This is a genomic window from Streptomyces sp. NPDC001515, assembly GCF_053597115.1.
Window position 1 is genome coordinate 513,057 of the sequence record NZ_JBSFHN010000001.1, and the last position, 25,862, is coordinate 538,918.

21 protein-coding genes are annotated in these 25,862 nt (G+C 71.3%); 9 read left to right on the forward strand and 12 right to left on the reverse strand.

Annotation, left to right across the window (positions count from 1 at the left end; translation table 11 throughout):
- Positions 1 to 227 precede the first annotated feature (227 nt).
- From ACWCXC_RS02350 to ACWCXC_RS02365, 4 genes are all read left to right on the forward strand, one after another.
- The gene (locus tag ACWCXC_RS02350; protein ID WP_450886092.1) at positions 228 to 1,079 is read left to right on the forward strand and encodes a M24 family metallopeptidase; all 852 of its coding nucleotides are present in this window, start codon (positions 228 to 230) and stop codon (positions 1,077 to 1,079) included.
- The gene (locus ACWCXC_RS02355; protein ID WP_450886094.1) at positions 1,076 to 2,857 is read left to right on the forward strand and encodes an SDR family oxidoreductase; all 1,782 of its coding nucleotides are present in this window, start codon (positions 1,076 to 1,078) and stop codon (positions 2,855 to 2,857) included. The genes ACWCXC_RS02350 and ACWCXC_RS02355 overlap by 4 nt, the downstream gene beginning before the upstream one ends.
- On the forward strand, positions 2,854 to 3,825 hold the full coding sequence (locus tag ACWCXC_RS02360; RefSeq protein WP_450886096.1) for a MerR family transcriptional regulator: 972 nt from the start codon (positions 2,854 to 2,856) through the stop codon (positions 3,823 to 3,825). The genes ACWCXC_RS02355 and ACWCXC_RS02360 overlap by 4 nt, the downstream gene beginning before the upstream one ends.
- A gap of 179 nt (positions 3,826 to 4,004) precedes the next feature.
- Positions 4,005 to 4,547, forward strand: coding sequence for an RNA 2'-phosphotransferase (locus tag ACWCXC_RS02365; protein WP_450886098.1), 543 nt, complete (start codon positions 4,005 to 4,007; stop codon positions 4,545 to 4,547).
- Between the two features lie 15 nt (positions 4,548 to 4,562).
- On the opposite strand, the gene ACWCXC_RS02370 is transcribed toward ACWCXC_RS02365, so the two are convergent.
- Together ACWCXC_RS02370 and ACWCXC_RS02375 are read right to left on the reverse strand one after the other, a co-directional pair.
- Positions 4,563 to 5,519, reverse strand: a complete 957-nt coding sequence (locus ACWCXC_RS02370) for an LLM class flavin-dependent oxidoreductase (RefSeq protein ID WP_450886100.1) — start codon at positions 5,517 to 5,519, stop codon at positions 4,563 to 4,565.
- Between the two features lie 49 nt (positions 5,520 to 5,568).
- The gene (locus ACWCXC_RS02375) at positions 5,569 to 6,426 is read right to left on the reverse strand and encodes an isocitrate lyase/PEP mutase family protein (RefSeq protein WP_450886102.1); all 858 of its coding nucleotides are present in this window, start codon (positions 6,424 to 6,426) and stop codon (positions 5,569 to 5,571) included.
- Positions 6,427 to 6,768: 342 nt separating this feature from the next.
- On the opposite strand from ACWCXC_RS02375, the gene ACWCXC_RS02380 reads away from it, so the two are divergent.
- Complete coding sequence (locus ACWCXC_RS02380; RefSeq protein WP_450682487.1) at positions 6,769 to 7,635, forward strand: HAD-IIB family hydrolase; 867 nt, start codon at positions 6,769 to 6,771, stop codon at positions 7,633 to 7,635.
- A gap of 5 nt (positions 7,636 to 7,640) precedes the next feature.
- Here ACWCXC_RS02380 and ACWCXC_RS02385 read toward each other — a convergent pair whose 3' ends face one another.
- From ACWCXC_RS02385 to hisC, 5 genes are all read right to left on the reverse strand, one after another.
- The gene (locus ACWCXC_RS02385; protein ID WP_450682488.1) at positions 7,641 to 9,347 is read right to left on the reverse strand and encodes a GAF domain-containing sensor histidine kinase; all 1,707 of its coding nucleotides are present in this window, start codon (positions 9,345 to 9,347) and stop codon (positions 7,641 to 7,643) included.
- A 202-nt stretch (positions 9,348 to 9,549) separates the two neighbouring features.
- Positions 9,550 to 13,080: a thiol reductant ABC exporter subunit CydD gene (cydD, locus tag ACWCXC_RS02390; RefSeq protein WP_450886105.1), complete on the reverse strand. Its 3,531-nt coding sequence runs from the start codon at positions 13,078 to 13,080 to the stop codon at positions 9,550 to 9,552.
- Between the two features lie 87 nt (positions 13,081 to 13,167).
- Positions 13,168 to 14,169: a cytochrome d ubiquinol oxidase subunit II gene (cydB, locus tag ACWCXC_RS02395; RefSeq protein ID WP_450886107.1), complete on the reverse strand. Its 1,002-nt coding sequence runs from the start codon at positions 14,167 to 14,169 to the stop codon at positions 13,168 to 13,170.
- A 19-nt stretch (positions 14,170 to 14,188) separates the two neighbouring features.
- The gene (locus ACWCXC_RS02400) at positions 14,189 to 15,697 is read right to left on the reverse strand and encodes a cytochrome ubiquinol oxidase subunit I (protein ID WP_450682491.1); all 1,509 of its coding nucleotides are present in this window, start codon (positions 15,695 to 15,697) and stop codon (positions 14,189 to 14,191) included.
- Positions 15,698 to 15,939: 242 nt separating this feature from the next.
- Complete coding sequence (gene hisC, locus ACWCXC_RS02405) at positions 15,940 to 17,022, reverse strand: histidinol-phosphate transaminase (RefSeq protein ID WP_450682492.1); 1,083 nt, start codon at positions 17,020 to 17,022, stop codon at positions 15,940 to 15,942.
- 371 nt (positions 17,023 to 17,393) lie between these two features.
- Between hisC and ACWCXC_RS02410 the strand changes: the two genes are divergently transcribed.
- The 4 genes from ACWCXC_RS02410 (at position 17,394) to ACWCXC_RS02425 (ending at position 21,460) form a co-directional block, all read left to right on the forward strand.
- A complete protein-coding gene (locus tag ACWCXC_RS02410) occupies positions 17,394 to 18,506 on the forward strand; it encodes a LacI family DNA-binding transcriptional regulator (protein ID WP_383631522.1) in 1,113 nt (370 codons plus the stop codon).
- A gap of 173 nt (positions 18,507 to 18,679) precedes the next feature.
- Complete coding sequence (locus ACWCXC_RS02415) at positions 18,680 to 19,729, forward strand: metallophosphoesterase (RefSeq protein WP_450886110.1); 1,050 nt, start codon at positions 18,680 to 18,682, stop codon at positions 19,727 to 19,729.
- A gap of 181 nt (positions 19,730 to 19,910) precedes the next feature.
- Complete coding sequence (locus tag ACWCXC_RS02420; protein WP_450682494.1) at positions 19,911 to 20,729, forward strand: hypothetical protein; 819 nt, start codon at positions 19,911 to 19,913, stop codon at positions 20,727 to 20,729.
- A gap of 44 nt (positions 20,730 to 20,773) precedes the next feature.
- Complete coding sequence (locus ACWCXC_RS02425) at positions 20,774 to 21,460, forward strand: IMP cyclohydrolase (RefSeq protein WP_450886113.1); 687 nt, start codon at positions 20,774 to 20,776, stop codon at positions 21,458 to 21,460.
- An 88-nt stretch (positions 21,461 to 21,548) separates the two neighbouring features.
- Here ACWCXC_RS02425 and thiC read toward each other — a convergent pair whose 3' ends face one another.
- The 5 genes from thiC to ACWCXC_RS02450 form a co-directional block, all read right to left on the reverse strand.
- The gene (gene thiC, locus ACWCXC_RS02430) at positions 21,549 to 23,342 is read right to left on the reverse strand and encodes a phosphomethylpyrimidine synthase ThiC (protein ID WP_450682496.1); all 1,794 of its coding nucleotides are present in this window, start codon (positions 23,340 to 23,342) and stop codon (positions 21,549 to 21,551) included.
- 258 nt (positions 23,343 to 23,600) lie between these two features.
- Complete coding sequence (locus tag ACWCXC_RS02435; protein WP_018553937.1) at positions 23,601 to 24,038, reverse strand: SsgA family sporulation/cell division regulator; 438 nt, start codon at positions 24,036 to 24,038, stop codon at positions 23,601 to 23,603.
- Between the two features lie 101 nt (positions 24,039 to 24,139).
- The gene (locus tag ACWCXC_RS02440) at positions 24,140 to 24,910 is read right to left on the reverse strand and encodes an IclR family transcriptional regulator (protein WP_450886116.1); all 771 of its coding nucleotides are present in this window, start codon (positions 24,908 to 24,910) and stop codon (positions 24,140 to 24,142) included.
- 241 nt (positions 24,911 to 25,151) lie between these two features.
- A complete protein-coding gene (locus ACWCXC_RS02445; protein ID WP_450682498.1) occupies positions 25,152 to 25,361 on the reverse strand; it encodes a DUF5326 family protein in 210 nt (69 codons plus the stop codon).
- Positions 25,362 to 25,488: 127 nt separating this feature from the next.
- On the reverse strand, positions 25,489 to 25,806 hold the full coding sequence (locus tag ACWCXC_RS02450; protein ID WP_450682499.1) for a cupin domain-containing protein: 318 nt from the start codon (positions 25,804 to 25,806) through the stop codon (positions 25,489 to 25,491).
- Positions 25,807 to 25,862: the final 56 nt, after the last annotated feature.

Genomic DNA, 25,862 nt, shown 5'->3' on the forward strand with positions numbered 1-25,862 from the left:
TCGTCAGACCTGACGGCTGGATTCCCGTCAGCCTCCAGACGTACGGCCCCGTAGGGGCACCCCACGAAGGACGACGCGGGCCGGACCGGTGGAGCCGGCCGGACGGGTACGCCGCGGGGTTGTCCACAGGCCCGGCACGACCCCTTGACGCAGCCGCCGGACATTGTCACATTCATCAGTGTCACGTTACGGGCACGTACCGCACACGGCAGGGAACGGACGGTGGCATGACTTCGCGCGTCTCGACCGAACAGGCCTCGGAGCTCCGGGGGTTCAGGGAAGTGCAGCGGCTCGCGTACGCCTGCGCGGAAGCGGTCGCGGCCCGGCTGCGGCCGGGGGTGACGGAGCGCGAGGCGGCGCGGATGCAGCGGACCTGGCTGCGCGAGCGCGGGGTGCGCGACTGGTTCCATCTGCCGTTCGCCTGGTTCGGCGACCGTACGGCGTTCACCGGCTTCAGGGTGCCGTTGCAGTTCTTCCCCACCGACCGCCGGCTGGAGCCGGGGATGCCGTTCATCCTCGACATGGCCCCGGTCCACAGGGGATTCACCGCGGACATCGGCTACTCGGGCTGCCTGGGCCCGAATCCGCTGCACGACCGGATGCTCGACGATCTGGCCGACCACCGGGCACTGATCCTGCGCGAGGTGCGCGAAAGACGCCCGTTGCGCGAGATCTACGAGGACGTGGAGCGCCTGATGATCCGGCAGGGGTACGCCAACCGGCACCGCGCCTACCCCTTCGGCGTCATCGCCCACAAGGTCGACCGGGTGCGTGAACGCCGTTGGTCGCCGCAGGTGTTCGGGTTCGGCACGCAGTCGCTGAAGGGGCTGCTGAGCGACGCGATGCACGGGCACCGGGAGGGCTGGTCGCCGCTCTGGAGTCCGTACCGATTCTCCGACCATCCGCCCCGGCCGGGGCTGTGGGCGGTGGAACCGCACCTCGGATTCCGGGGCACCGGCGCGAAGTTCGAGGAGATCCTGGTCGTCACCGACTCCCGGGACCCCGAGGAGAGCGCCTTCTGGCTGGACGACGATCTGCCGCATGTGCGGCGCTGGGCCGAGGAGAGGATGGCGGCGTGAGTCCGCGAGGTCTGACCGGGGCGCGCGAGCGCACGGTGTCCACGGGCGGCATCGAGCTGTGCGTGGCCGAGCTGGGCGACGAGACGCGCCCCACGATCGTGCTGGTGCACGGCTATCCGGACAGCAAGGAGGTCTGGACGGACGTCGCCGTGCGTCTGGCGGAGGAGTGGCACGTCGTGCTGTACGACGTGCGCGGTCACGGCAGATCGACGGCGCCCGCCCCGCTGCGCGGCGGCTTCACGCTGGAGAAGCTGACGGACGACTTCCTGGCCGTGGCCGACGCGGTGAGCCCGGACCGTCCGGTGCACCTGGTCGGGCACGACTGGGGTTCGGTGCAGTCCTGGGAATTCGCCACGGTCGCCCGCACCGAGGGCAGGATCGCCTCCTTCACCTCCATGTCCGGTCCGTCGCTCGACCACTTCGGGCACTGGATCAAACGCCGCATGTCCCGGCCGACCCCGCGCCGGGTCGGCCAGTTGCTGGGCCAGGGCGCGAAGTCCTGGTACGTGTACATGCTGCATACGCCGGTGCTGCCGGAGCTTGCCTGGCGCGGGCCGCTGGGCAAGCGGTGGCCCCGCATCCTGGAACGGCTGGAGAAGGTGCCCGCGGGCGACTACCCCACCGCGTCCCTGCCCGACGACGCGGCGCACGGGGCCTGGCTCTACCGGGACAACGTCCGGGCCCGGCTGCGCCGGCCGCGCTCCGACGCGTTCGCCCATGTCCCGGTCCAGCTGATCACCCCGACCGGTGACGTCTTCCTCTCGGAGGAGTTGTACGACGACCTCGACACATGGGTCCCCCGGCTGACCAGACGGGCGCTGCCCGCCAAGCACTGGGTGCCGCGCACCCGGCCGGACCAGCTGGCCGCCTGGATCGGCGAGTTCGTGACAGCCAACGAGGCGGCGGCCGAGCCCGGTTCACCCGTGCGGGAGGCGGTGCCGAAGGGGGTGTACGCGGAGCGGTTCGCCGGGCAGCTGGTGCTGGTGACGGGCGCGGGCAGCGGGATCGGACGGGCGACGGCCTTCGCGTTCGCGGAGGCGGGGGCACGGCTGGTGGCCGTGGACCGGGACGCGGAGGGGGCGCGGCGCACGGCGGAGCTGTGCCGGCTGATCGGCGCCCCGGCGGCCTGGGCCGAGACGGTGGACGTGAGCGACGAGGGGGCGATGGAGAAGCTGGCGGAGAAGGTCGCCGCCGACTACGGGATCGTCGATGTGCTGGTCAACAACGCCGGGATCGGGCTCTCCGGGCCGTTCCTGGACACCACCCCCGAGCAGTGGCGGGGGGTGCTCGACGTGAACCTGTGGGGGGTCATCCACGGCTGCCGGCTCTTCGGCAGGCAGATGGCCGACCGGGGCCAGGGCGGCCACATCGTCAACACGGCCTCGGCCGCCGCCTATCAGCCCTCGCGCGCCCTGCCCGCGTACAGCACGTCGAAGGCCGCAGTGCTCATGCTCAGCGAGTGCCTGCGCGCCGAGCTGGCCGAGAAGTCCATCGGGGTCAGCGCGGTCTGCCCCGGCATCGTGAACACCCCCATCACCTCGACCGCGCGGTTCGCCGGGGTCGGTGCGACGGAGGAGGCGCGGCTGCGGAAGCGCACGAGCAAGCTGTACGGGGCGCGCAACTATCCGCCGGAGAAGGTCGCCGACGCGATCCTGGACGCGGTGGTGCGCAACCGGGCGGTGGTGCCGGTGACACCGGAGTCCCGCGCGGCCCGCTTCCTCTCACGGGTCAGCCCGGGGACGCTGCGCCGGGTGGCCCGGCTGAAGCCGCCGCTGTGAGCGGGACCGGGCCGTCGGCGGCCGGCCGGAGCGCCGCCGAGTACCGGATCGAGGACCTGGCGCACGCGAGCGGCGCCACGGTCCGCACCATCCGCGCCTACCAGGACCGGGGCCTGCTGCCGACCCCGGAGCGGCGCGGCCGGGCCAATGTCTACCGGGACACGCATCTGTCCCGGCTGCGGCAGATCGCCGATCTGCTCGACCGGGGCTACACCCTGGCCAGCATCAAGGAGTTGCTGGACGCCTGGGACACGGGCCGGGGTCTCGGCGGGGTCCTCGGACTCGTGGCCGAGGTGCACGGTCCGTGGACGGACGAGCGGGCGGACCGCATCACCCGGGCGGAGTTGGAGGAGCGGTTCGGCGGCCGGCCCGATGACGAGGCGGTCATGGAGGCGGTGGACCTGGGCGTGCTGGAGCGCATCCCGGGGCGCGACGACGAGTTCCTGGTGCCCAGCCCACAAGAGCTGGCGGTGGCCGTGGAGTTGTCCGCAGCCGGGGTTCCGCTGGGGGCGATTGCCGGTCACCTGAGGGAACTTCGGGGTCAGGTGGAGCACATAGCGTCGCGCTTCCTGGAGTTCACGACCGAGCATGTTTTCGCCCGCTATCTCGGGCATCGGCCGCCGACGGACGCGGACGCGGCGGAAGCCGCGTCGATGGTGCGGCGGCTGCGTCCGCTGGCCCAGCAGACGGTGGACGCCGAACTCGCCAGGGCCATGCGAACGTTCGCCACCCGCCATCTGGAGCATCATCTGGCGGCGGAGGGCCCCTTCACCTCGCCCTCCTCGGCTCCGCCGCCCGCTTCTGTGCCCCTGCCGCCGGAGACGATCGCCGCGGTGGAACGGCTGGTTGGCCGCGAGAACGCGACCGCCTTCATCGCCGCTGCCGCCGAACGCGAGGTACAGGCAAGGACATTGGACGCACTTACCCCATCTCATGCTCATGCGGACAAACTTGAGCAAGTCGACTAATACGCCTGCTGGTTGTCCACAGAATCGCCAAGACCCCTGTGGATAACTCCAGTTGGCTGTGGATCAAACCTGTGGACGAGCATTGCTGAAGCGAAGAACCACGGGCGGCAGTCGGCCCCCAAATCCGGATGCACGGGAGGAGGGCCGCCCGGCACTCTGAGTCCATGAGTGAACATCCCATGGATGAGAGACGCACCGTCAAGGTGTCCAAGTACCTGTCGAAACACTTGCGCCATCAGCCCGAGCGGATCGGGATCACACTGGACGCCCACGGCTGGGTGGCGATCGACGACCTGCTGAAGGCCCTGGCCCGCCACCGGGTCCCGCTCACCCGGGCGGAACTCGACCACGTCGTGGCGACGAACGACAAGCGGCGCTTCGCCATCGAGGGCGACCGCATCCGGGCCAGCCAGGGCCACACCGTGGACGTGGATCTGGGACTGCCGCCGGCCGAGCCGCCCGCGTACCTCTATCACGGCACGGTCGCCCGGTTCCTGGAGCCTATCCGGGAGCAGGGACTGCGGCCCATGAACCGCACCCACGTCCACCTCTCGCCCGACCGCGAGACCGCGACCCGCGTCGGGGCCCGGCGCGGCCGCCCCGTGGTGCTGTCCGTGGACGCGGGCGCCATGCACCGCCAGGGACATGTCTTCCGGGTCAGCGCCAATGGCGTGTGGCTCGCCGACGCGGTGCCCGCACGGTTCCTCCGGCTGCCGGGCTGATCCGGACGCAAGGCCCTACCCGGCGAGCTGGTCGAGCCCCCGGGTGACGATCTCCTCGAAGAGCTTCTGGTCCGCCACGGCCGCGCTGAACTCCGGACTTCCGGCGGGCACGGGTGCGTGGATCACGATCTCCGTGAAGCCCAGCTCCGCATGCCGGCCCGCGAAGTCCACGAACGCGTCCGCGGAGGCGAACGGGCCCAGCCGGCCCCCGGTGAGGTCCGGATTGAACTCCGGGGTGAAGCCCGTGAGAAGGATCTTGTCGAGGTCGTCCACGTCCCTGCCGATGTCGCCGCACGCCTCGCCGAGACGGGTGATCTGCCCCCGGAGCGCGTCGAGCGACTCCGCCGCACTGCCCGCCTCGTACAGCGACGGATCGCCCGTGGTCACCCATGCCTGCCCGTACCGCGCGGCCAGCCGCAGCCCTCGCGGCCCGGTGGCGGCGACCGCGAACGGCAGACGCGGACGTTGTGCGCAGCCCGGCAGATTGCGCGCCTCCGTGGCCGCGTAGAAGGCCCCCTCGGACGTCAGTCCGGCGGGCTCGCGCAACAACGCGTCGAGCAGCGGGACGAACTCCCCGAAGCGGTCCGCACGTTCACGCGGTGTCCAGGGTTCCTCGTCCGCCCGCCGCAGCGTCGTCGCGTCGAAGCCGTTGCCTCCGGCGCCGATGCCGAGCGTGACGCGCCCGCCGGAGACGTCGTCGAGCGAGATCAGCTCCTTGGCCAGCGTGACCGGGTGGCGGAAGTTCGGCGAGGTGACGAGGGTGCCCAGGCGGATCGTCCCGGTCACCGCCGCCGCGGCGGTCAGCGTCGGAATCGCGCCGAACCACGGCCGGTCGCGGAAGGCGCGCCAGGAGAGATGGTCGTACGTGTACGCCGCGTGCAGCCCCAACTCCTCGGCACGCTGCCACTTCGCCCGTCCGCCCTCGTGCCAGCGGTCGACGGGAAGGATCACGGTACTCAGACGCGGGCTCATGGAGCGAGCCTACGTCGGGCACTCCGTGTGTCCCACCGGAGCGGGCCGGTCACCGCCCCGGGCCGGGCTCCGGGGCCATCCACCCGTTCACCTCGCTGTAGGGCGGCGCATCCGCGGTGAAGCCGAAGGTGCCGTCGTCCAGCACCTCCTGTGCCGCCCGGACGAAGCCGCCGAGCGCGGCGCGGAAGAGGGTCGAGCCGAGGCTGATCCGGCGGGCCCCGCATGCGGCGAGTGCGGAGACGCTCAGGGCCGGCCGCTGGCTCCCGGCCAGCACGTTGACCGGCTTGCCGACCGACGAGCAGACCGCCCGTACGGCCTCGGCGGAGGGCAGCGCCGGGGCGTAGAGCACATCTGCGCCCGCCTCCTCGTACGCCTGGAGCCGGCGGATCGTGTCGTCCAGATCGGGGCGGCCGTAGAGGAAGTTCTCGGCGCGGGCGGTGACGGTGAACGGGAACGGCAGGGCCCGCGCGGCCTCCACCGCCGCCGCCACCCGGTCCACGGACTCCGCGAGGGAGCGCACCGGATCGTCGGCCAGTCCGGTCGCGTCCTCGATCGACCCGCCCACCAGCCCTGCGGCCCCGGCGGCGGCGAAGGTCTCGGCGACCCCGTCCGGTGCGGCCGCGAAGCCGCTCTCCAGATCGGCGGAGACGGGCAGCTCCGTGGCCTCCACGATCTCCCGGGCATTGGCGATCACCGTGGCGCGGTCCAGTCCGTTGGCCCCGTCGGGGCGGCCCAGGGACACGGCGAGACCGGCGCTGGTCGTGGCCAGGGCCGGGAATCCCATCCCCGCCAGCATGCGGGCGGTTCCGGCGTCCCAGGGATTGGGGACGACGAACGCGCCCGGCCCCCGGTGGAGCTCCCGGAAGGCGGCGCCCCTGATTCGGAGGTCCTGAACCGACGGTCGCATTGGCCCACCCCTCGTCGCGCGCCGGCCCTCGCGAGGTGGCGCCCCATCGGCGCCACGGACACGCTCGCGCCGAGGGCCGGGCCGCGTGGTTTCACGGGAAACATACCGAGAGCAGTCAAACAGGCGGTCGGGATACCGGGTCGGATTCCGGCCAGGCGACCGGGTGGAACGGCACCCCGGCCCCTTCGGATCGGCCCGCCCGCGTGACGCCCCCCGGCCTCTGCAGAGCCGCCCAGGACACCGCTGTCATATGCCCAAGTCATACCCGCTGTTCAGCGGCACGCGCACTCAGATGGGCGCCCCTCCGCACGCCCGTGCACGCGCGTACGCGAGAATGGAGCGGTGACCTCAGCTACCGAACAGCCCGTTCCAGCCGCTCCCCGGCTGATCGCCACCGATCTGGACGGCACCCTTCTGCGGGACGACAAGACCGTCTCGGAGCGCACGGTCGCGGCGCTCGCCGCCGCCGAGGAGGCCGGGATCGAGGTCTTCTTCGTCACGGGCCGCCCCGCCCGCTGGATGGACGTCGTCAGCGACCATGTGCACGGGCACGGTCTGGCGATCTGCGCCAACGGCGCCGCCGTCGCCGATCTCCACGACGGCGGCCGGCTGCTGAAGGTCCGGGAGCTGGAGCGAGCCATCGCCCTGGACGTCGTGCACACGCTGCGCGCGGCCGCCCCCGGCACGGCGTTCGCGGTCGAGCTGGCCACCGGGATCCACTACGAACCCGCCTATCCGCCCTTCCACCTCGACCCCGGAGCCACGACCGCCGTCGCAGAAACGCTCCTGCACGAGGCGGTGGCCGGCACCGGCGCCCCCGTACTGAAGCTCCTGGCCCACCACGGCACCCTGGCTCCCGACGACTTCCTCGCCCTGGCGCACGGCGTGGCGGGCGAGCGTGCCTCGTTCACCCGCTCCAGCCCGACGGCACTGCTGGAGGTCAGCGGCCCCGGCGTCTCCAAGGCCAGCACGCTGGAACTGTGCTGCGCCGAGCGAGGGATCTCCCCCGCCGAGGTCGTCGCCTTCGGCGACATGCCGAACGACGTGGAGATGCTCCGCTGGGCGGGCAGCTCCTACGCCATGGGCAACGCCCACCCGGCCGCGCTCGCCGCGGCCTCAGGCCGTACGGCCACCAACAACGAGGACGGCGTCGCCCTCGTCATCGAGCGGATCGTCGCCGAACGCACCCGGGCGCACGCCGACCGCTGACGGCCTCACAGGGGGGCCTGCCACACCACGGTCGTCCCCCCGCCGCCCTCCCCGATCCCGGGCTCGAACCAGCTGGACCCGCCGAGCGACTCCGCCCGGCGGGCCAGGTTCCGCAACCCGCTGCGCCGGCCGCCCTCCGGAATGCCCACCCCGTCGTCGGCGACCGAGAGCCGTACCGCGTCCCGCCCGTCCGGCAGGCTCGCGGTCGCGTCCACCACCACGTCGATCCGGGCCGCGTCGGCGTGCCGGAAGGCGTTGGACAGCGCCTCCCGGAGCGCGGCGATCAGGTTCTTCCCGGTCAGCTCGCCCACCAGGGCGTCGACCGCGCCGATGAAGCGGTGGCCCGGCTTGAAGCCCAGCGGAACGGCCGCCATGTTGATCTCGCGCAGCACCCGGGTGCGCAGCCCCGAGGGCGCCTCGGCCGGTTCCTGCTGGAGCGCGAAGATCGCGGTGCGGATCTCCTGGATGGTCACGTCGAGTTCGTCGACCGCCCGGCCCACGCCCGTCCGCACCTCCGGCACGTCCGACCGGCGCTGGGCGCTCTCCAGCATCATTCCGGTGGCGAACAGCCGCTGGATGACCAGATCGTGCAGATCGCGGGCGATGCGGTCGCGGTCCTCGTAGACGGCCAGCCGCTCCCGGTCCCGCTGGGCCTCCGCCATCATCAGGGCCAGGGCGGCCTGCGAGGCGAACTGCGTGGCCAGCGTACGTTCCGCCTCCGTGAACGGCCGGCCGCCCCGCGCGCGGGGGGTGGCGAGCGCACCGAGCACCCGGCCACCGCTCTGGAGCGGGAGCAGCATGCTCGCGCCGAAGCGGTCCGCGAGACCGGAGACGATGCGCGCGTCGGTGGCCGCGTCGTCGATGAAGACGGCTTCGCCGTCGAGCAGCTTCGCCACCACCGGACTGTGGGCCGGAAAGATCGTCCCGAGGGATGCCGAGGGCTCCTCGCCGGACACGGCGACGATCTCCAGGCCCCCGTCCTCGGCCGGCAGCAGCACGATGCCGGAATCCGACCCGGCGAGACGGCGGGCCTGCTCGGCCACGACCGACAGCGCGTCGTCCGCGTCGCCGCCCGAGAGCAGGGCGGTCGTCACGGCCACCGAGCCGTCGATCCACCGCTCGCGCTGCCGGGCCGCCTCGTAGAGCCGCGCGTTGCCGATGGCGATGCCCGCCTCGGTGGCCAGCACCCGGACCATGTGCAGGTCGTAGTCGTTGAACTCCTGCCCGCCGGCCTTCTCGGCCAGATAGAGATTGCCGAAGATCTCGCCCTGGACCCGGATCGGCACGCCGAGGAAGGTCCGCATCTCCGGGTGGCCCGGAGGAAAGCCGGCACACCTCGGGTCGGTGGTGAGATCCGCCAGACGCACCGGGCGCGGGTCGTGGATGAGGGCGCCGAGCAGCCCCCGGTGCCCGTCCGGGCGGCGGCCGATCCGGCGCGCCACCTCGTCCGACACCCCGTAGGTGACGAAATCGGACAGCCCGTCGCCCCCCGCGTCCACGATGCCGATGGCCGCGTACCGGGCATGGGCGAGTTCGGCGGCGGTCTCGCAGATCCGGTCGAGCGTGGAGTGCAGTTCGAGGCCCGTGCCCACCGAGCGCATGGCTTCGAGCAGCCTCGGCACCCGGGCGGTCAGTTCCGTGGACAGGCCCTGGAGGCTGCGGGTCGCCTCCGTGGCGGCGTCGAGCGAGTGATGCGGATCCTGCTCTGCCATACCCAGAGCGTAGTTAGTCCTATTTCGTGGGGAAAGTCGAGTCGCGGGCGATCCCGCAGAGTCGCGGGGCCGTCCGGAGAGTCCCGGGGCCGTCCGGAGGGAGCGGGGCCGGGGCCGTCTAGAGGGAGCGGGGCCGTCCGGGAACGGGCCCCGAACAGCGCGACCGCACCGCCGCAGCGCAGCCGGCCGCCCTCGGCCCCCCTCAGCCGCTCGCGCCCACCATCCGGCCCCGCGCGTCCTCCGTCTCCCGCTCGCGCTCCCGCATCCGGCGCAGCGGACCGTCCACCTCCGCGAGCACCGCGTACGGGCCGCGCTGCACGATCGCGCCCGCCTCCAGCACCACCACCTCGTCCACGGCCTCCAGACCGGCGAGCCGGTGCGTGATCAGCACGGTCGTACGGCCCCGGGTCGCCGCCAGCAGGTCCGTTGTCAGGGCGTCGGCCGTCTCCAGGTCCAGATGCTCGGCCGGCTCGTCGAGGACCAGCACGGGGAAGTCCGCGAGCAGCGCCCGTGCCAGGGCCAGCCGCTGACGCTGTCCGCCCGAGAGCCGCGCCCCGTGCTCCCCCACGAGCGTGTCCAGGCCGTCGGGCAACGCCTCCGCCCAGTCGAGCAGCCGGGCCCGGCCGAGCGCCTCGCGCAGTTCGGCGTCGGTCGCGCCGGTCCGGGCCAGCCGCAGGTTCTCGCGGATCGAGCTGTCGAAGATGTGGGCGTCCTGGGCGCACAGGCCGACGAACCGCCGCACCGTGTCCCCGTCCAGCGCCGCCGCCTCCACCCCACCGATCCGGTAGCTTCCGGCCCCCGCGTCCAGGAAGCGCAGCAGGACCTGGGCCAGCGTGGTCTTGCCCGAGCCGGAGTGGCCCACGACGGCGATGCGCCGGCCCTCCACCAGCGTCAGGTCGACGGACTCCAGGGCATCCCGCGCCGCGCCCGGGTAGCGCGCCGACAGCCCCCGCACCTCCACCGGGAAGGGCGAGGCGGGGGCTTCCGCCGGGGTGACCGGTTCGCGGACCGGCTCCGGCGCGTCCAGCACCTCGAAGACACGCTCGGCGCTGCGCGCGACCCGCTGCCGGTACTGCACGGCGAGCGGCAGACCCGCCACGGCCTCGAAGGCGGCCAGCGGGGTGAGGACGACCACGGCCAGCTCCACGCCGGCCAGCCGCCCGTCTGCCACGGTCGGCAGCGCGACCAGGGCGGCACCGACGACGGTGAGACCGGCGATCAGCGCCCCGAGCCCGCCGCCGAGCGCGGTGGCCGTCGCCGCCCGGGAGGCGATCGCGGTCAGCACGGCGTCCGCCCGGCGCGTCCGCTCCAGGCGCCCCGGGAGCGCTCCGGCGACGGTCAGTTCCGCCGTGCCGCCGAGCAGATCGGTGATCCGGGTGGCCAGCTCGGACCGTGCCGGCGCCAGCCGTCGTTCCGCCGCGCGGGCGCAGGCCCCGCTGACGAGCGGGACGCCCGCTCCCGCCAGCAGCAGTCCGGCGGCCAGCACGAGTCCCGCCTCCGGCAGCAGCCAGCCGGTGAACCCGGCCGCGCCGACGCCCACGACCACGGCGGTGCCCACCGGGAGCAGCCAGCGCAGCCAGTAGTCCTGGAGCGCGTCCACGTCGGCGACGAGCCGGGAGAGCAGATCCCCGCGCCGGGTCCGCCGCAGCCCGGCCGGGGCGATCCGCTCCAGGCCCCGGTAGACGGACACCCGCAGGTCGGCGAGCATCCGGAGCACGGCGTCGTGCGAGACGAGGCGCTCGGCGTAGCGGAAGACCGCCCGTCCGATGCCGAAGGCGCGGGTCGCCGTCACCGCCACCATCAGATAGAGCACCGGAGGCTGTTCGGAGGCGCGGGAGATCAGCCAGCCGGAGACGGCCATCAGGCCCACCGCGGAACCCAGGGCCAGGCTTCCGAGCAACAGGGCGAGCAGCAGCCGGCCGCGCTGTGCGCCGGCCGCCTCCCGGACCCGGGTGAGGACGTGGCCGGTGTGCGCCTCCGTTTCCCGCAGCACCTCGGGCCCGGACGCCGTGCCGGGCACCGGGCCGGTCACGGGCGCCGACCCCGTACGGGATGGGGGTGCCGCCGCCGGGCGCGGGAGTGGGGCGGAGGCGGTACGCGGGGACGGTTCCAGGGTCACCACCCGGTCGGCAACCGCCAGCAGGGCCGGGCGGTGCACCACCAGCAGGACGGTCCGGCCGACGGCCAGCCTCCGTACCGCCTCGACGATGCCCGCCTCGGTCTCCCCGTCCAGGTTCGCGGTCGGCTCGTCCAGCAGAAGCAGCGGGCGGTCCGCGAGGAAGGCGCGGGCGAGGGCGAGCCGCTGGCGCTGTCCGGCCGAGAGTCCGGCACCGTCCTCACCGAGCAGGGTCCGCGCGCCGTCGGGGAGCCCGGCGACGAAGTCCTCGGCACCCGCGTCGCGCAGCGCGGCTGCCACGGCGTCGTCGTCCGCGTCGGGCCGGGCGAGGCGGACGTTGTCCGCGAGGGTGCCCGCGAAGAGGTGGGGGCGCTGGGGCACCCAGGCGATGTGCTCGCGCCAGCGTTCGGGGGAGAGGGCGGCCAGCTCGGTCCCGCCGACGCGCACCCGCCCCGCGTCGGGCGCGGTGAAACCGAGCACCACGTTCAGCAGGGTGGACTTGCCGACGCCGCTGGGGCCGACGAGGGCGACGGTCTCCCCCTCCTCGACCGCCAGGGACGCCGAGCAGAGCGAGGGCTCGGAGCGTCCCGCGTGGCGCACCGTCACGTCCTCCAGCTCCAGCCGCAGCGAGGCCGGCACCCCGGCCGTCCCGCCCGCGGGCGGCGCGGTCTCCAGGACGGCGAAAATCTCCTCGGCGGCCGAGAGCCCTTCCGCCGCCGCGTGGTACTGCGCACCCACCTGCCGCAGCGGCAGATAGGCCTCGGGCGCCAGGATGAGGACCACGAGGCCGGTGTAGAGGTCCAGTTCGCCGTGGACCAGCCGCATGCCGATGGTGACGGCGACCAAGGCGACGGAGAGCGTCGCCAGGAGCTCCAGCGCGAAGGAGGACAGGAAGGCGATCCGCAGGGTGCGCAGGGTCGCGCGGCGGTACTGGGAGGTGATCGCGCGGATGGACTCGGCCTGCGCCTTGGCCCGGCCGAAGACCTTCAGCGTCGGCAGCCCCGCGACGACATCGAGGAAGTGCCCGGAGAGCCGGGAGAGCAGCCGCCACTGGCGGTCCATGCGCGACTGCGTGGCCCAGCCGATGAGGATCATGAAGAGCGGGATGAGCGGCAGGGTGACGACGATGATCGCCGCCGACACCCAGTCCTCGGTGACGACCCTGGCCAGGACCGCCACCGGCACCACCACGGCCAGTCCGAGCTGCGGCAGATAGCGGGCGAAGTAGTCGTCGAGCGCGTCGATCCCCCGGGTGGCGAGCGCCACCAGCGAACCCGTGCGCTGGCCGCCGAGCCAGTCGGGGCCGAGCTCCGCCGCCCTGGCCAGCAGCCGGCCGCGCAGTTCGGACTTGACCGCCGCCCCGGCCCGGTGGGCGGCCAGTTCGGTGAGCCAGGAGACGAGCGCGCGGCCGAGCGCGACCGCGGCCAGCAGCAGGAGCGGGGTGCGCAGCCCCGAGACGGTGAGACCGTCCTCGAAGCCGCCCACCACCACCTCGGCCACCAGCATGGCCTGGGCGATGACCAGGGCGGCCCCGGCCCCGCCGAGGACCACCACGGCCGCCAGGAAGCCGCGGGTGGCACGGGCGTGGTGGAGCAGACGCGGATCGATCGGTTTCACGTGAAACACCCCATGCGGCTCGGCATGATCCAGAGGACGGGCCCGGGACCCCGGCCGCGTCGCCGACGCGGCCGGGGTCCCGGGCGGTCAGTGCGCTTCGGCGATGTGCTGCGTACCGATGCGCTTGCGGAACACCCAGTACGTCCAGCCCTGGTAGAGCAGGACGACCGGGGTCGCGATCCCCGCGCACCAGGTCATGATCTTGAGCGTGTACGGGCTGGACGAGGCATTGGTGACCGTGAGGCCCCAGGCGTCGTTCAGCGACGACGGCATGACGTTCGGGAAAAGCGTCAGGAACAGCATGGCCACCGCGGCGGCGATCGTCAGCCCCGAGAGCGCGAAGGACCAGCCCTCACGCCCGGCGGCCACCGCACCGATCGCCCCGACCAGCGCCAGCGCGGCGACGATCAGCGCGAGCAGGCTCCAGCCGTCCCCTCCGTCGGCCTGGGTCCAGATCAGGAAGGCCAGCGCGAGCACGGCGGTGACCCCGCCCAGCTTGAGCGCCAGCCCCCGGGCCCGGCTCCGGATGTCCCCGACCGTCTTGAGGCCGACGAACACCGTCCCGTGGAAGGTGAAGAGGAAGAGCGTGACCAGTCCGCCGAGGATCGCGTACGGATTGAGCAGGTCCCAGAAGTTGCCCACGTACTCCATGTCCGCGTCGATCTTGACGCCGCGGACGATGTTCCCGAAGGCCACGCCCCAGAGCAGCGCCGGGATCAGCGAGGTCCAGAAGATCGCGTGCTCCCAGTTGTTCTGCCACCGCTCCTCCGGCCGCTTCGCCCGGTACTCGAAGGCCACGCCCCGCACGATCAGGCAGAGCAGGATGATCAGCAGCGGGAGGTAGAAGCCGGAGAACAGCGTGGCGTACCACTCGGGGAAGGCGGCGAAGGTCGCTCCTCCGGCCGTCAGCAGCCAGACCTCGTTGCCGTCCCAGACGGGCCCGATCGTGTTGATCAGCACCCTGCGCTCGGTGCGGTCCCGGGCCAGGAGCTTGGTGAGCACCCCGACCCCGAAGTCGAATCCCTCCAGGAAGAAGTAGCCGGTCCAGAGGACGGCGATGAGCACGAACCAGACGTCGTGGAGTTCCATCTCTCTGCTCCCTGTGCGCTCAGTAGGAGAAGGCCATGGGGCGGTCGGCGTCGTCGTGGTCGCCGCCGATCCTGGTGGGCGGGTTGAGGTCGGCGTCCGTGAGCTCCGGCGGCCCGGCCTTGATGTACTTCAGGAGCAGCTTGACCTCGATGACCGCGAGGATCGCGTAGAGCGCGGTGAAGAGGATCAGCGAGCTGAGCACCTCGCCCTGCGAGACACCGGGGGAGACCGCGTCGCGGGTCTGGAGCACGCCGTAGACGACCCAGGGCTGGCGGCCCATCTCGGTGAAGATCCAGCCCCAGGAGTTGGCGATCAGCGGGAAGAGCAGCGTCCACAGCGCGAGGAACCAGTAGACCCGCGCGAACCTGGGGCTCAGTGCCTTGTTCCGGAAGAGCACCAGATGGGGCACCTCGTCCTCACCGGTGCGCAGCCCCGGTGGCAGCAGGAACTTCTTCCGGGTCAGCCACAGCCCCAGGATCCCGAGGGCGAAGGAGGCCATGCCGAAGCCGATCATCCACCGGAAGCTCCAGAAGGCGACGGGGATGTTGGGCCGGTAGTCGCCGGGTCCGAAGCGCTCCTGCTCGGCCTTGTTGATGTCGTTGATGCCGGGGACGTAGGAGTTGAAGTCGTCGTCCGCGAGGAAGGACAGTATCCCGGGGATCGAGATCTCGACGGAGTTGTGGCCCTTGCTCACGTCGCCGTAGGCGAAGATCGAGAAGGGCGCGGAGTTCTGTCCGTCCCACAGCGCCTCGGCGGCGGCCATCTTCATCGGCTGCTGCTTGAACATGACCTTGCCGAGCTGGTCGCCGCTGATCGCGGTGAGCAGGCCGGCGACGACGACCGTGATCAGGCCCAGCCGCAGCGAGGTCCGCATCACCGGGATGTGCTTCTTGCGCCCCAGGTGGAAGGCGGCGATGCCGACCATGAACGCGCCGCCGACCAGGAAGGCCGCCGTGATGGTGTGGAAGAACTGCGTGAGCGCGGTGTTCTGCGTCAGCACGTGCCAGAAGTCGGTGAGCTCGGCGCGGCCGCGTTCCTTGTTGATGCGGTAGCCGACCGGGTGCTGCATCCAGGAGTTCGCGGCCAGGATGAAGTACGCCGAGAGGATCGTGCCGATCGAGACCAGCCAGATGCAGGCGAGGTGGATCTTCTTCGGCAGCTTGTCCCAGCCGAAGATCCACAGCCCGATGAAGGTGGACTCGAAGAAGAACGCGATCAGGGCCTCGAACGCGAGCGGGGCGCCGAAGATGTCGCCGACAAACCGCGAGTAGTCGGACCAGTTCATCCCGAACTGGAACTCCTGGACGATGCCCGTGACGACGCCCATGGCGATGTTGATCAGGAAGAGCTTTCCCCAGAACTTGGTGGCCCTGAGGTACTTCTCCTTGTTGGTCCGCACCCAGGCGGTCTGCAGGCCCGCGGTGAGCGCGGCCAGAGAGATCGTCAGGGGAACGAAGAGGAAGTGGTAGACGGTGGTCGTTCCGAACTGCCATCGCGCCAGCGTTTCCGGCGCCAGAGCCAGCTCCACGTCGTCTCTCCTTACGTCGCCGTTGCTACACCGGCAGTTTGTCCTGTGAATCCACCCGATCACGGGAGGAACAGGACACGCTTGTGAACGCGTTCACATTCACAAGCAATTATGGCGCACACGCTTTCGGGAGTGATGACCGGGGGGTCCCCTTTCGTCGCACCGTGCCCGCGCACGCGAACGGCCCCGCACCTCGCGCACGAGATACGGGGCCGGGACCCCGGGAACGGGCCGCGCCGGGACTACAGCGACTGGCGGTACGACTCCGTCACCTTGAGGAACACGTCGTTGGCCTCGGACTCACCGATCGTGACGCGCACGCCTTCGCCGGCGAACGGCCTGACCACCACACCGGCCTTCTCGCAGACGGCGGCGAAGTCCGCCGTACGCTCCCCCAGCCGCAGCCAGACGAAGTTGGCCTGGGACTCAGGCACCGTCCACCCCTGACCCGCCAGCGCCTCCTGCACCCGCTGCCGCTCACCCACCAGGGACCCCACCCGGCCCAGGAGTTCGTCCTCGGCCCGCAGCGAGGCGACGGCCGCGTCCTGGGCGACCTGGCTCACACCGAACGGCACCGCCGTCTTGCGCAGCGCCGCCGCCACCGGCTCGTGCGCCACGGCGAAGCCCACCCGCAGCCCCGCCAGGCCGTACGCCTTGGAGAAGGTGCGCAGCACCGCCACATTCGGCCGGTCCCGGTAGATCTCGATGCCGTCCGGGACCTCGGGGTCGCGGATGAACTCCTTGTACGCCTCGTCCAGCACCACGAGCACATCGGAGGGCACCCGGTCCAGGAACCGCTCTAGCTCCGCCCGGCGCACCACGGTGCCGGTCGGGTTGTTGGGGTTGCAGACGAAGATCATCCGGGTGCGGTCGGTGACGGCGTCCGCCATCGCGTCCAGGTCGTGCACCTCACGGTCGGTCAGCGGCACCTTGACCGAGGTGGCCCCACTGACCTGCGTGATGATCGGGTACGCCTCGAAGGAGCGCCAGGCGTAGATGACCTCGTCGCCCGGCCCCGAGGTCGCCTGGAGCAGCTGCTGCGCCACACCGACCGACCCCGTCCCGGTGGCCAGGTGCGAGACGGGCACACCGAAACGCTCGGCCAGCTCGTTCATCAGACCGGTGCAGGCCATGTCCGGGTAGCGGTTGAACTGCGCGGCCGCGGCCAGCGCCGACTCCATCACGCCCGGCAGCGGCGGGTAGGGGTTCTCGTTGGAGGACAGCTTGAAGGCGACCGGCCCGTCGGCCGCCGCCGCCGGCTTGCCCGGCACATAGGCGGGAACGCCGTCCAGTTCCGCACGCAGCTTGGGGCTCGTCTCGCTCACCGCAGGTCCTCCTCGACCGTCTGTACACATCAATACTGCTCACCTTAAGAGGATTGGCAGCCGCTGCGAATGGGCGGAACGGGGATTCGCCCGGTGGGCCCCGGAATGAGGGGGAGCGCTCCGCACCCTGGCGCGCGCCGGTGGCTCGCGCCGTGGCGCGCGTCCCCCGAAGAGGTGAGTTGAGACCTCTTCGAAACATCGCCCCAAGGGCAGGCCCATCCGTCCGGACACGTGACACATGACGGCCAGACCCTCCAACGCCCTTGTTTATCAAGGCTATTGGGCACTTCTGATCATGCAGAAACGTGCCTGTCAACGGCTGCATATGCGGCCGGGCCAAGTACCCCTCCGAGCCCTACTATCGGCTCGCCATGACAGCAGCAGGGAAGCACCAGGTAAGCCGGACGGAGACCCCCCGGCGCGGCGGCAGGCAGGGACGAGCAGGTATCCGGGACGTGGCCGCCGCCGCCGGGGTCTCCATCACGACCGTCTCCGACGCGCTCAACGGCAAGGGGCGGCTCCCGGACGCCACCCGCCGCCATGTCCGCGAGGTCGCCGAGCGCCTGGGCTACCGCCCTTCCGCCGCGGCCCGAACGCTCCGTACCGGCAAGTCCGGCCTCATCGGCCTGACCGTGACGACCTACGGGGATGAACCTTTCACCTTCACCGAATTCGCGTACTTCGCGGAGATGGCCAGAGCCGCGACCTCCGCCGCGCTCGCCCGCGGCTACGCCCTCGTCATCCTGCCCGCCACCTCACGCCATGACGTCTGGTCCAACGTCGCCCTGGACGGCACGGTCGTCATCGACCCCTCCGACCAGGACCCGGTCGTCACCGAGCTCGTACGCCAGGGGCTGCCCGTCGTCTCCGACGGCCGCCCGGCCGGGTCGCTCCCCGTCACCGCCTGGGTCGACAACGACCACCGGGCGGCCGTGCTCGACCTCCTGGACCATCTCGCCGCCGCCGGCGCCCGCCGCATCGGGCTGCTGACCGGCACCACCACCGACACCTACACCCGGCTCTCCACCACCGCGTACCTCCACTGGTGCGAACGCGTCGGGCAGGACCCGGTCTACGAGTCCTACCCCGCCCACGACCCCTGTGCGGGCGCGGTGGCGGCCGACCGGCTGCTGGCCCGCCCCGACCGGCCGGACGCCGTCTACGGCCTCTTCGACCCCAACGGCACGGACCTCCTCGCCGCCGCCCGGCGGTACGGACTGCGCGTCCCCGAGGACCTGCTGCTGGTCTGCTGCTCCGAGTCGACCGTCTACGCGACGACCGAACCGCCCATCACCACGCTCTCGCTCAAACCGCGCCGCATCGGCACGGCCGTCGTCCAACTGCTCATCGACGCCATCGAGGGAGTCGACCACGACGGTCCGGTGGAGCGGGTGATACCGACGGAGCTCATCGTGCGGACCTCCTCGCAACGCCGTCCGCCCCGCACCACCGTGAGCGCGCCACGGTCACCGGCAGGGGATTGATCAGGTCAATTGGGATCAATCGCCCGGCGAACCCGGCCCGCTCCAGGATTCACCACCCCTGGTGCGTCACAGAGGACGATCCTCATTCCTATGATGGGCCCACGACACCGCGGACGACCCCGACCAGCAGGGCCCGTCAGGTGTACGGCGGCACGAAGGCGGTGGAGGGGTCGATGACACAGGGGGCCGGTCAGGATCCCGTGGTGCGGACGGCGACGTTGCGCGACTTCCGCGTACCGCCCTACGCACAGTCCCCCGCGCCGCCGCACCCGGGCGCCGCCGGTCCGGAGGGCGAGCCTCCGGAGGGGTACACGCCGACGGAGCGGGACCTCCCGGTGATCACACGGGAGGACACCGTCCAGGTGCGGGCCGTGCCCGAGCCCAGGCCCTCCCAGGACCCGGGGCGCGGGCCGCTCTACGTCGTCGGTGACGTCCACGGCTATCTGGACGAGCTGGTCGCCGCCCTCACCGAGCAGGGCCTGATCGACGCCGAGGGCAACTGGGCCGCGGGCAACACGCGGCTCTGGTTCCTCGGGGACTTCACCGACCGCGGTCCGGACGGCATCGGCGTCATCGACCTCGTGATGCGCCTCTCCGCCGAGGCGGCCGCCGCCGGCGGCTACTGCAAGGCCCTGATGGGCAACCACGAGCTGCTGCTCATCGGCGCCAAGCGGTTCGGCGACACCCCGGTCAACTCCGGCGCCGGCACCGCCACCTTCCAGGCGGCCTGGCTGCTCAACGGCGGCCAGAAGACCGACATGGAGCGCCTCCAGGACGTCCACCTCCAGTGGATGTCCCGGCTCGACGCGGTCGTCGAGGAGGACGACCACCTCCTGATGCACTCGGACACGACGGCCTACCTCGACTACGGCTCCACCATCGAGGACGTCAACGACACGGTGCACGCCATTCTCACGCGGAACGACGCCGACGAGTGCTGGGACCTGTTCCGGAAGCTGACCAAGCGGTTCGCCTTCCGCGACGACTCCGGGACCCAGGCGGTCCAGGAGCTGATGGCGGCCTACGGCGGACGGCGCATCGTCCACGGTCACAGCCCCATTCCGTACCTCCTGGGCGAGGTCGGAACGGAGGAGGGCGAGGACGGCGCGGGACCCGTCGTGGACGGTCCGCACGTGTACGCGGACGGGCTCGCCATCGCCATGGACGGCGGCGTGACCATGGCCGGAAAGCTGCTGGTCGCGCAACTCCCGCTGCATGACTGACGCACGGCGGGGAAGACGCTTCCCGATCTGAACACGCCAGCCGCTGGGCCTATTTACGGAAACACCCTGTCACCCCGTGCCGTGAGCGCTCTACCATCGGCGTACCAGTAGCAGGCTCTCCTCCGTTTCCGCCCGACAGCCCGGCCCGCCCGGGTGCTCAGGCCCTACGGAGCATCGGGGGATGCACATGAACAGCGCTCCGCACCTGCTGACCGAGGACCGCCCCGAGTACGAGCGGATCCTCGACGACGCACTGCGCCACGCTCATGAACGACCGGATCTGGCCGCCGTCGGAGAACGGCTCAATCCGGTGCAGTTGCGCACCATGGCCATGGCCGCCACGGCGCTGATCACCGCTGCCGCCGCCACCGAGTACGACCACTACGTGAAGGCCCGCGAGGAGATCCGGGCCGCCGCCGCGGCGGACGAGGACGGCGAGGCGGACACCCTGCCGGCCGGTTCCGGGTCCGGCGCCGGCATAGGCGCGGTCGTCACCGTCCTGGCGCCGCTGCTGGCCGGGACCGCCGCCCTGATCTTCCTGCTGATCGGCTACCTCCTGAAGATGCTCGACCCGCCACCGGCGTTCGCGCGCACGATGGTCGGCGCGGGCTGGTTCTTCACCGCGGTCACCGCCGCCGCCATCCTCGTCGCCGCCGTCGGGCTGCTCGTGACCGCCCTGCGCAACGGCTCGGAGGACCAGGACGCGGAGGAACCGGGCGAGGAACTGCCGGAGGACGTGGCCCGCGCCCGCGAGGCCTGGCGGCACGCCCTGCTGGAACGGGGCATCCTGCCCTTCCTGCGGGACGCGCTCGCCGACCCGGGTGCCGCCACGGCCGCCCGCGTCCCGCACCGCTCACCCCACCGCATCCCCAAGATCGGCTACAGCCGCCCGGACTTCTCCAGCCCGGACGACGGCCCGGCGGCGGCCCCGCGCCCCAGCTTCACCAGCCCGGACTTCACCGGCCCCGACTTCGGCGGGCCGGACCACGAACCGGAGTGACCGGCTCCGAGTCCCGGGGCCCGCACCAGCAAGGAAAGCGTGACATGACCGACCTGACCGATCTCCTCTCGGCCAACCCCTACCCGGGCCGGGGCGTTCTCTGCGCCCGGACCCGGTCCGGCGCCGTCCTCGGCGCCTACGTCCTCACGGGCCGCAGCGCCGCCTCCAAGGACCGTGCGCTGCGCGTGAACGGCGACGAGCTGACGGTCGGACCCGTCGCCCCCGTGGAACACGATCCGCTGCGCCACTACGCCGCGGCCCTCCACACCGCCGACTGGCTGGTGTTCGGCAACGGCGAGCAGGTCGCCCAGGTCGCCGAACGGCTCGACAAGGACATCGCCCCCACCGAATCCCTCGGCGGGCTGGAGTACGAGCCCGACCCGCCGATCCGCACCTCGCGGATCACGGCGCTGCTCAGCCGTGACGGCGGCCGCACCGCCGTGTTCGGCGCCGCCCGCCCGAGCCGGGGCGCCCGGACGTCCACCAACGTCATGACCCTGACCGTCCGGGACCTGGAGCCGGGCGAGGCCGTCCTGCTCACCACCTACCGCTCCGACGGCAGCACGGTGGACGTCGCCGGCCCCTTCGACGAGACGACGGTCACCGCGCACGACGGGCCGGAACTGCTCGACGAGATCTGGTCGGCCCTGAACCCCGCCTACCGGGTCGCCGCCGCCGTCCTGGATCCCGTACGGGGTCCGGCCTCCGCGATCCGGCGCTCGGAGCCGTAGACGGCCGCGGCGGTACGGCCGACGGGGCGTCGCCCGGAACGAGGACTTCCGGACGCCGCCCCGGGTGTACGCGGCCGACGACGCCCTATCAGTCGGCGAGCGGCAGATAAACCCGACTGCCCGAGGCCGCGAACTCCTTCGACTTCTGGAGCATCCCCTCGGCGACCTCCTCGGCCGTCGCCCCGGCGGCCTCCGTACCGCCGAACTGCTCGTTGATCGACCGGCTGATCTTCATCGAGCAGAACTTCGGCCCGCACATCGAGCAGAAGTGCGCCGTCTTGGCCGGCTCGGCCGGCAGCGTCTCGTCGTGGAACTCCCGTGCGGTGTCCGGGTCGAGGGCCAGATTGAACTGGTCCTCCCAGCGGAACTCGAAGCGGGCGTCCGACAGCGCGTCGTCCCACTCCTGCGCCCCGGGATGCCCCTTGGCCAGGTCCGCCGCGTGGGCCGCGATCTTGTAGGTGATGACCCCGGTCTTCACATCGTCCCGGTTGGGCAGGCCCAGATGCTCCTTGGGCGTCACGTAGCAGAGCATCGCCGTCCCCCACCAGGCGATCATCGCGGCGCCGATGCCCGAGGTGATGTGGTCGTAGGCGGGCGCCACATCGGTGGTCAACGGGCCGAGCGTGTAGAAGGGCGCCTCCTCGCAGATCTCCTGCTGGAGGTCGATGTTCTCCTTGATCTTGTGCATCGGGACGTGTCCCGGGCCCTCGATCATCGTCTGCACGCCGAACCGCTTGGCGATCGTGTTCAGTTCGCCGAGCGTGCGCAGCTCGGCGAACTGCGCCTCGTCATTGGCGTCCGCGATCGAGCCGGGCCGCAGCCCGTCGCCCAGCGAGTACGTCACGTCGTACGAGGCGAGGAGTTCGCAGAGTTCCTCGAAGTTCTCGTACAGGAAGGACTCCTTGTGGTGCGCGAGGCACCAGGCCGCCATGATCGACCCGCCGCGCGAGACGATGCCCGTTCTGCGGTTCGCCGTCAGCGGGACGTACGGCAGGCGCACGCCGGCGTGGACCGTCATGTAGTCGACGCCCTGCTCGGCCTGCTCGATGACGGTGTCCTTGTAGATCTCCCAGGTCAGCTCCTCGGCCCGGCCGTCGACCTTCTCCAGCGCCTGGTACAGCGGCACAGTGCCGATCGGGACGGGGGAGTTGCGCAGAACCCACTCACGGGTGGTGTGAATGTTGCGGCCGGTGGAAAGGTCCATGACCGTATCGGCGCCCCACCGGGTCGCCCAGGTCATCTTGTCCACCTCCTCCTCGATGGAGGACGTGACCGCGGAGTTGCCTATGTTGGCGTTCACCTTCACCAGGAACCGCTTGCCGATGATCATCGGCTCGATCTCCGGATGGTTGACGTTGGCCGGCAGCACCGCCCGGCCGGCGGCTATCTCCTCGCGGACCACCTCGGGCGCGACGTTCTCGCGTATCGCGACGTACTCCATCTCCGGAGTGATCTCGCCCCGGCGGGCGTACGCGAGCTGGCTGACCGCCCGCCCGTCCCTGCCGCGCCTGGGCTGGCGCGGGCGGCCGGGGAAGACCGCGTCCAGATTGCGCAGCCCACCGCGCGGAGCGGTGTGCTTGAGCCCGTCGTCCTCGGGGCGTGCGGGGCGACCCGCGTACTCCTCGGTGTCGCCGCGGGCGATGATCCAGTTCTCCCGCAGGGGGGACAGCCCCCGGCGGACGTCGGTCTCGGTGGCGGGATCGGTGTACGGCCCCGACGTGTCGTACAGCGTCACGTCCTTGCCGTTGGTGAGGTGCACCTGACGGACCGGCACCCGGAGGTCCGGGCGCGAGCCCTGGACGTATCCCTTGTGCCAGCCGATGGACTTCCCGGCCTCGTCGCTCTGGTTCGAGGCAGGCGTGCGTGCGTCCGATGTGGTCATGAGACCTACTCCCTACGCCGGCATTACCCGGTAACAGGTTCGGCGGTCGGCGCAGCCTCGTCCCGTACGGACGTACGGAGATCAGCGCCCTCTCAGCCCGGTGCTCCGAGCTCCCGCGTGTGCAAAGGTGCCACCACGCTAGCGTCCGCACGGCCGGACTGAACAGAGGGCCCCGAGTGGGACCGGACACGGAGAGCGATTCACCCGTTCGGCAGGTGTGCTGTTCGACCGGGTACCAGGCCCGGAGCACGGCCGGGGTCAGCCCGCGTTCTGCTCCTCGGCCAGAATTCGCCCCAACGCCTCTTCCAGATTGCCCTCGAAGTCACCCAGCGTGCACTCCTGCCCCAAGGGCACGAGCTTGTCCGTCCGGTCGAGAAACGCCACAAGGGGCGCCGTGCCCGCCCTGAACAGCGCGCGGTCCGCGCCGACCTGGAGCCGGATGTGGACGTCGGACAGGCCCTCGGGCTCGATCGGCCCGATGTGCACATCACCGTCACCACTGGGGCTGTTGAGGCCGTCGAGCAGCAACTCACGGCCGAAAGCCCAGGTGACGGGGGCGTCACCGGGCAGATGGAAGGTCATCCGGATCGCATACGGATCGCACACCTCGTACCGGAGCTCCACCGGGATACGGAAGGAGAGCTCCTCGGAGACGAGGAAGCTCATCATGACCTCAGCTTGAACCGACTCGCGCATCGTTCAACCCCGCAGTAGATGAATCTGGCCAGGAATGATCCCCCATGGCCCTATTGACGCCATCGTGGTGCACGCGATAGCAGATCACAAGGAGTGATTTTTCAGATACTGATAGAGAACACGAATGAACGCAAGAGGCTGGCCACTTCGCCACGTAGCCGTTCGACTGCGGGGAGCAACTGTTCTTCCCGGTCGAGCGGGACGGAAATGGCCACGGCTGCGGCCGTGAAACCGGCCGAGATCGGGAGGGCGGCACAGAGGGTGCCGAGCGCGTACTCCTGCCGTTCGACGACGGGTTCGACACGGCCGATCGTCCGCAACCGGTCGAGGAGCGCGGTACGGTCCCGCACCGAGTAGCGGGTCAACGGGCGCACGGGATGGCGGTCGAGGTGGTCCTCGCGGGCCTTCTCGTCGAGCTGGCTCAGCAGGCACTGGCCGATCGCGTGGGCGTGCCCGGTCTCCCCGAAGGCGGCCCACTCCTCGACGGCCGGCGCCTCCGGGCTGTCCGCGACCGCGACGAGTTCGATCTCGCCGTCCCGGTAGACAGCGCAGTACACGGGCACACCGATGATGTCCCGCCAGCGCCCCAGGGACTGGGTCATCCTGCTGCGACGATTCTGCAGCGCCCCGTCGCCGGCCAGCCGCTCCGCGGCGGCCCCGAAGAGGAAGACGCCGTTCTCCCGGCGCAGATACCCCTCGTGAGTCAGGGTGCGCAGCAGGTGGTACGCGGTGGGCAGCGGAAGCCCCGCCTCACGCGCGAGCTGTTTGGCCGGGGCCCCGTCGCGATGGGTGCCCACCGCCTCCAGCAGCCTCAGCGCCCGCTGCACGGATCCGATCAGCGTCGGGACGGCGGTACTCGATGCCGTGGCCAACGGTCACCCCCAGGCGTGGTGACGGGCGGTCAGCCCGCCTGTGGGGGCCACCCCCACAACTCTCCCGCGGGCCCGGGGTCCCGAAGACCGGATGCCGTACAAACCACTGGTCAGGGTGGCGGCTGACGGTACTTTCCCAGGCGGCGGCAGCGAACCGCCACTGTATCGGGAGCATCCGGACAGGGTGCCGTTTCGTCCTCCGCTTAGCTCAGCTGGGCTAACGGCCCGGCCGGTCGTGCGGTTACCAGCCGCCCTTCGAGGAGGAGGACATGAACTTCCGTACGACGAAGACCAGACCGCCCACCAGGATCACGAAGATCAGGACCTTGAACAGCAGGCCGATCACGAATCCGACGATGCTGGCGATGAGACCGCCGAACACCACGATCGCGATGACGGGCACCGCGATCCACTTCACCCACCAGGGCATCCCCGCGAATATCTCCCGCACGGCCATCGTCCCTACCTCGTCTCTGTGAGTTCCTGCTTCGATGCTAGAGGCGATGGGGCGGTCGACGGGGCCCCGGCAGCCCTTGGACTCCCCTGATCGATCCCCTAGGGATCCCCGAGGGAAGCGCTCACCCCTCGGGCGGGGAGAACACCACCATCACGCGGAGGTCCTCGGTGATGTGGTGGAACTTGTGCGGGGTGCCGGCCGGTACGTACACGACGCTTCCTCTGCCCACCTGCGTCGTTTCCATGCCGACGGTGATCGACGCACGGCCGCTGACGACGAGATAGACCTCGTCCTGCCGGTGGGGCTGCTGCGGATCGAGGTCGCCCGCGTCGAGCGCGTACAGACCGACCGACATGTTCCGTTCCCGGATGAACTGGAGGTACGCGCCGTCGTTGGCGGCCCGTTCCGCCTCCAGCTCGTCCAGTCTGAATGCCTTCATGGCCCGTGCGCCCCTTGCCTTGTGCCCAGCCGGTGTCCGCCACCGATCACGTCTGC

Excerpts from the sequence above, each read along its gene's own strand:
- ACWCXC_RS02350 (WP_450886092.1), top strand. The coding sequence starts at position 228 with ATGACTTCGCGCGTCTCGACCGAACAGGCCTCGGAGCTCCGGGGGTTC.
- ACWCXC_RS02365 (WP_450886098.1), top strand. The coding sequence starts at position 4,005 with ATGGATGAGAGACGCACCGTCAAGGTGTCCAAGTACCTGTCGAAACAC.
- ACWCXC_RS02370 (WP_450886100.1), bottom strand. The coding sequence starts at position 5,519 with ATGAGCCCGCGTCTGAGTACCGTGATCCTTCCCGTCGACCGCTGGCAC.
- ACWCXC_RS02375 (WP_450886102.1), bottom strand. The coding sequence starts at position 6,426 with ATGCGACCGTCGGTTCAGGACCTCCGAATCAGGGGCGCCGCCTTCCGG.
- ACWCXC_RS02385 (WP_450682488.1), bottom strand. The coding sequence starts at position 9,347 with ATGGCAGAGCAGGATCCGCATCACTCGCTCGACGCCGCCACGGAGGCG.
- cydB (WP_450886107.1), bottom strand. The coding sequence starts at position 14,169 with ATGGAACTCCACGACGTCTGGTTCGTGCTCATCGCCGTCCTCTGGACC.
- ACWCXC_RS02410 (WP_383631522.1), top strand. The coding sequence starts at position 17,394 with ATGACAGCAGCAGGGAAGCACCAGGTAAGCCGGACGGAGACCCCCCGG.
- ACWCXC_RS02415 (WP_450886110.1), top strand. The coding sequence starts at position 18,680 with ATGACACAGGGGGCCGGTCAGGATCCCGTGGTGCGGACGGCGACGTTG.
- ACWCXC_RS02420 (WP_450682494.1), top strand. The coding sequence starts at position 19,911 with ATGCACATGAACAGCGCTCCGCACCTGCTGACCGAGGACCGCCCCGAG.
- ACWCXC_RS02425 (WP_450886113.1), top strand. The coding sequence starts at position 20,774 with ATGACCGACCTGACCGATCTCCTCTCGGCCAACCCCTACCCGGGCCGG.
- thiC (WP_450682496.1), bottom strand. The coding sequence starts at position 23,342 with ATGACCACATCGGACGCACGCACGCCTGCCTCGAACCAGAGCGACGAG.
- ACWCXC_RS02435 (WP_018553937.1), bottom strand. The coding sequence starts at position 24,038 with ATGCGCGAGTCGGTTCAAGCTGAGGTCATGATGAGCTTCCTCGTCTCC.
- ACWCXC_RS02450 (WP_450682499.1), bottom strand. The coding sequence starts at position 25,806 with ATGAAGGCATTCAGACTGGACGAGCTGGAGGCGGAACGGGCCGCCAAC.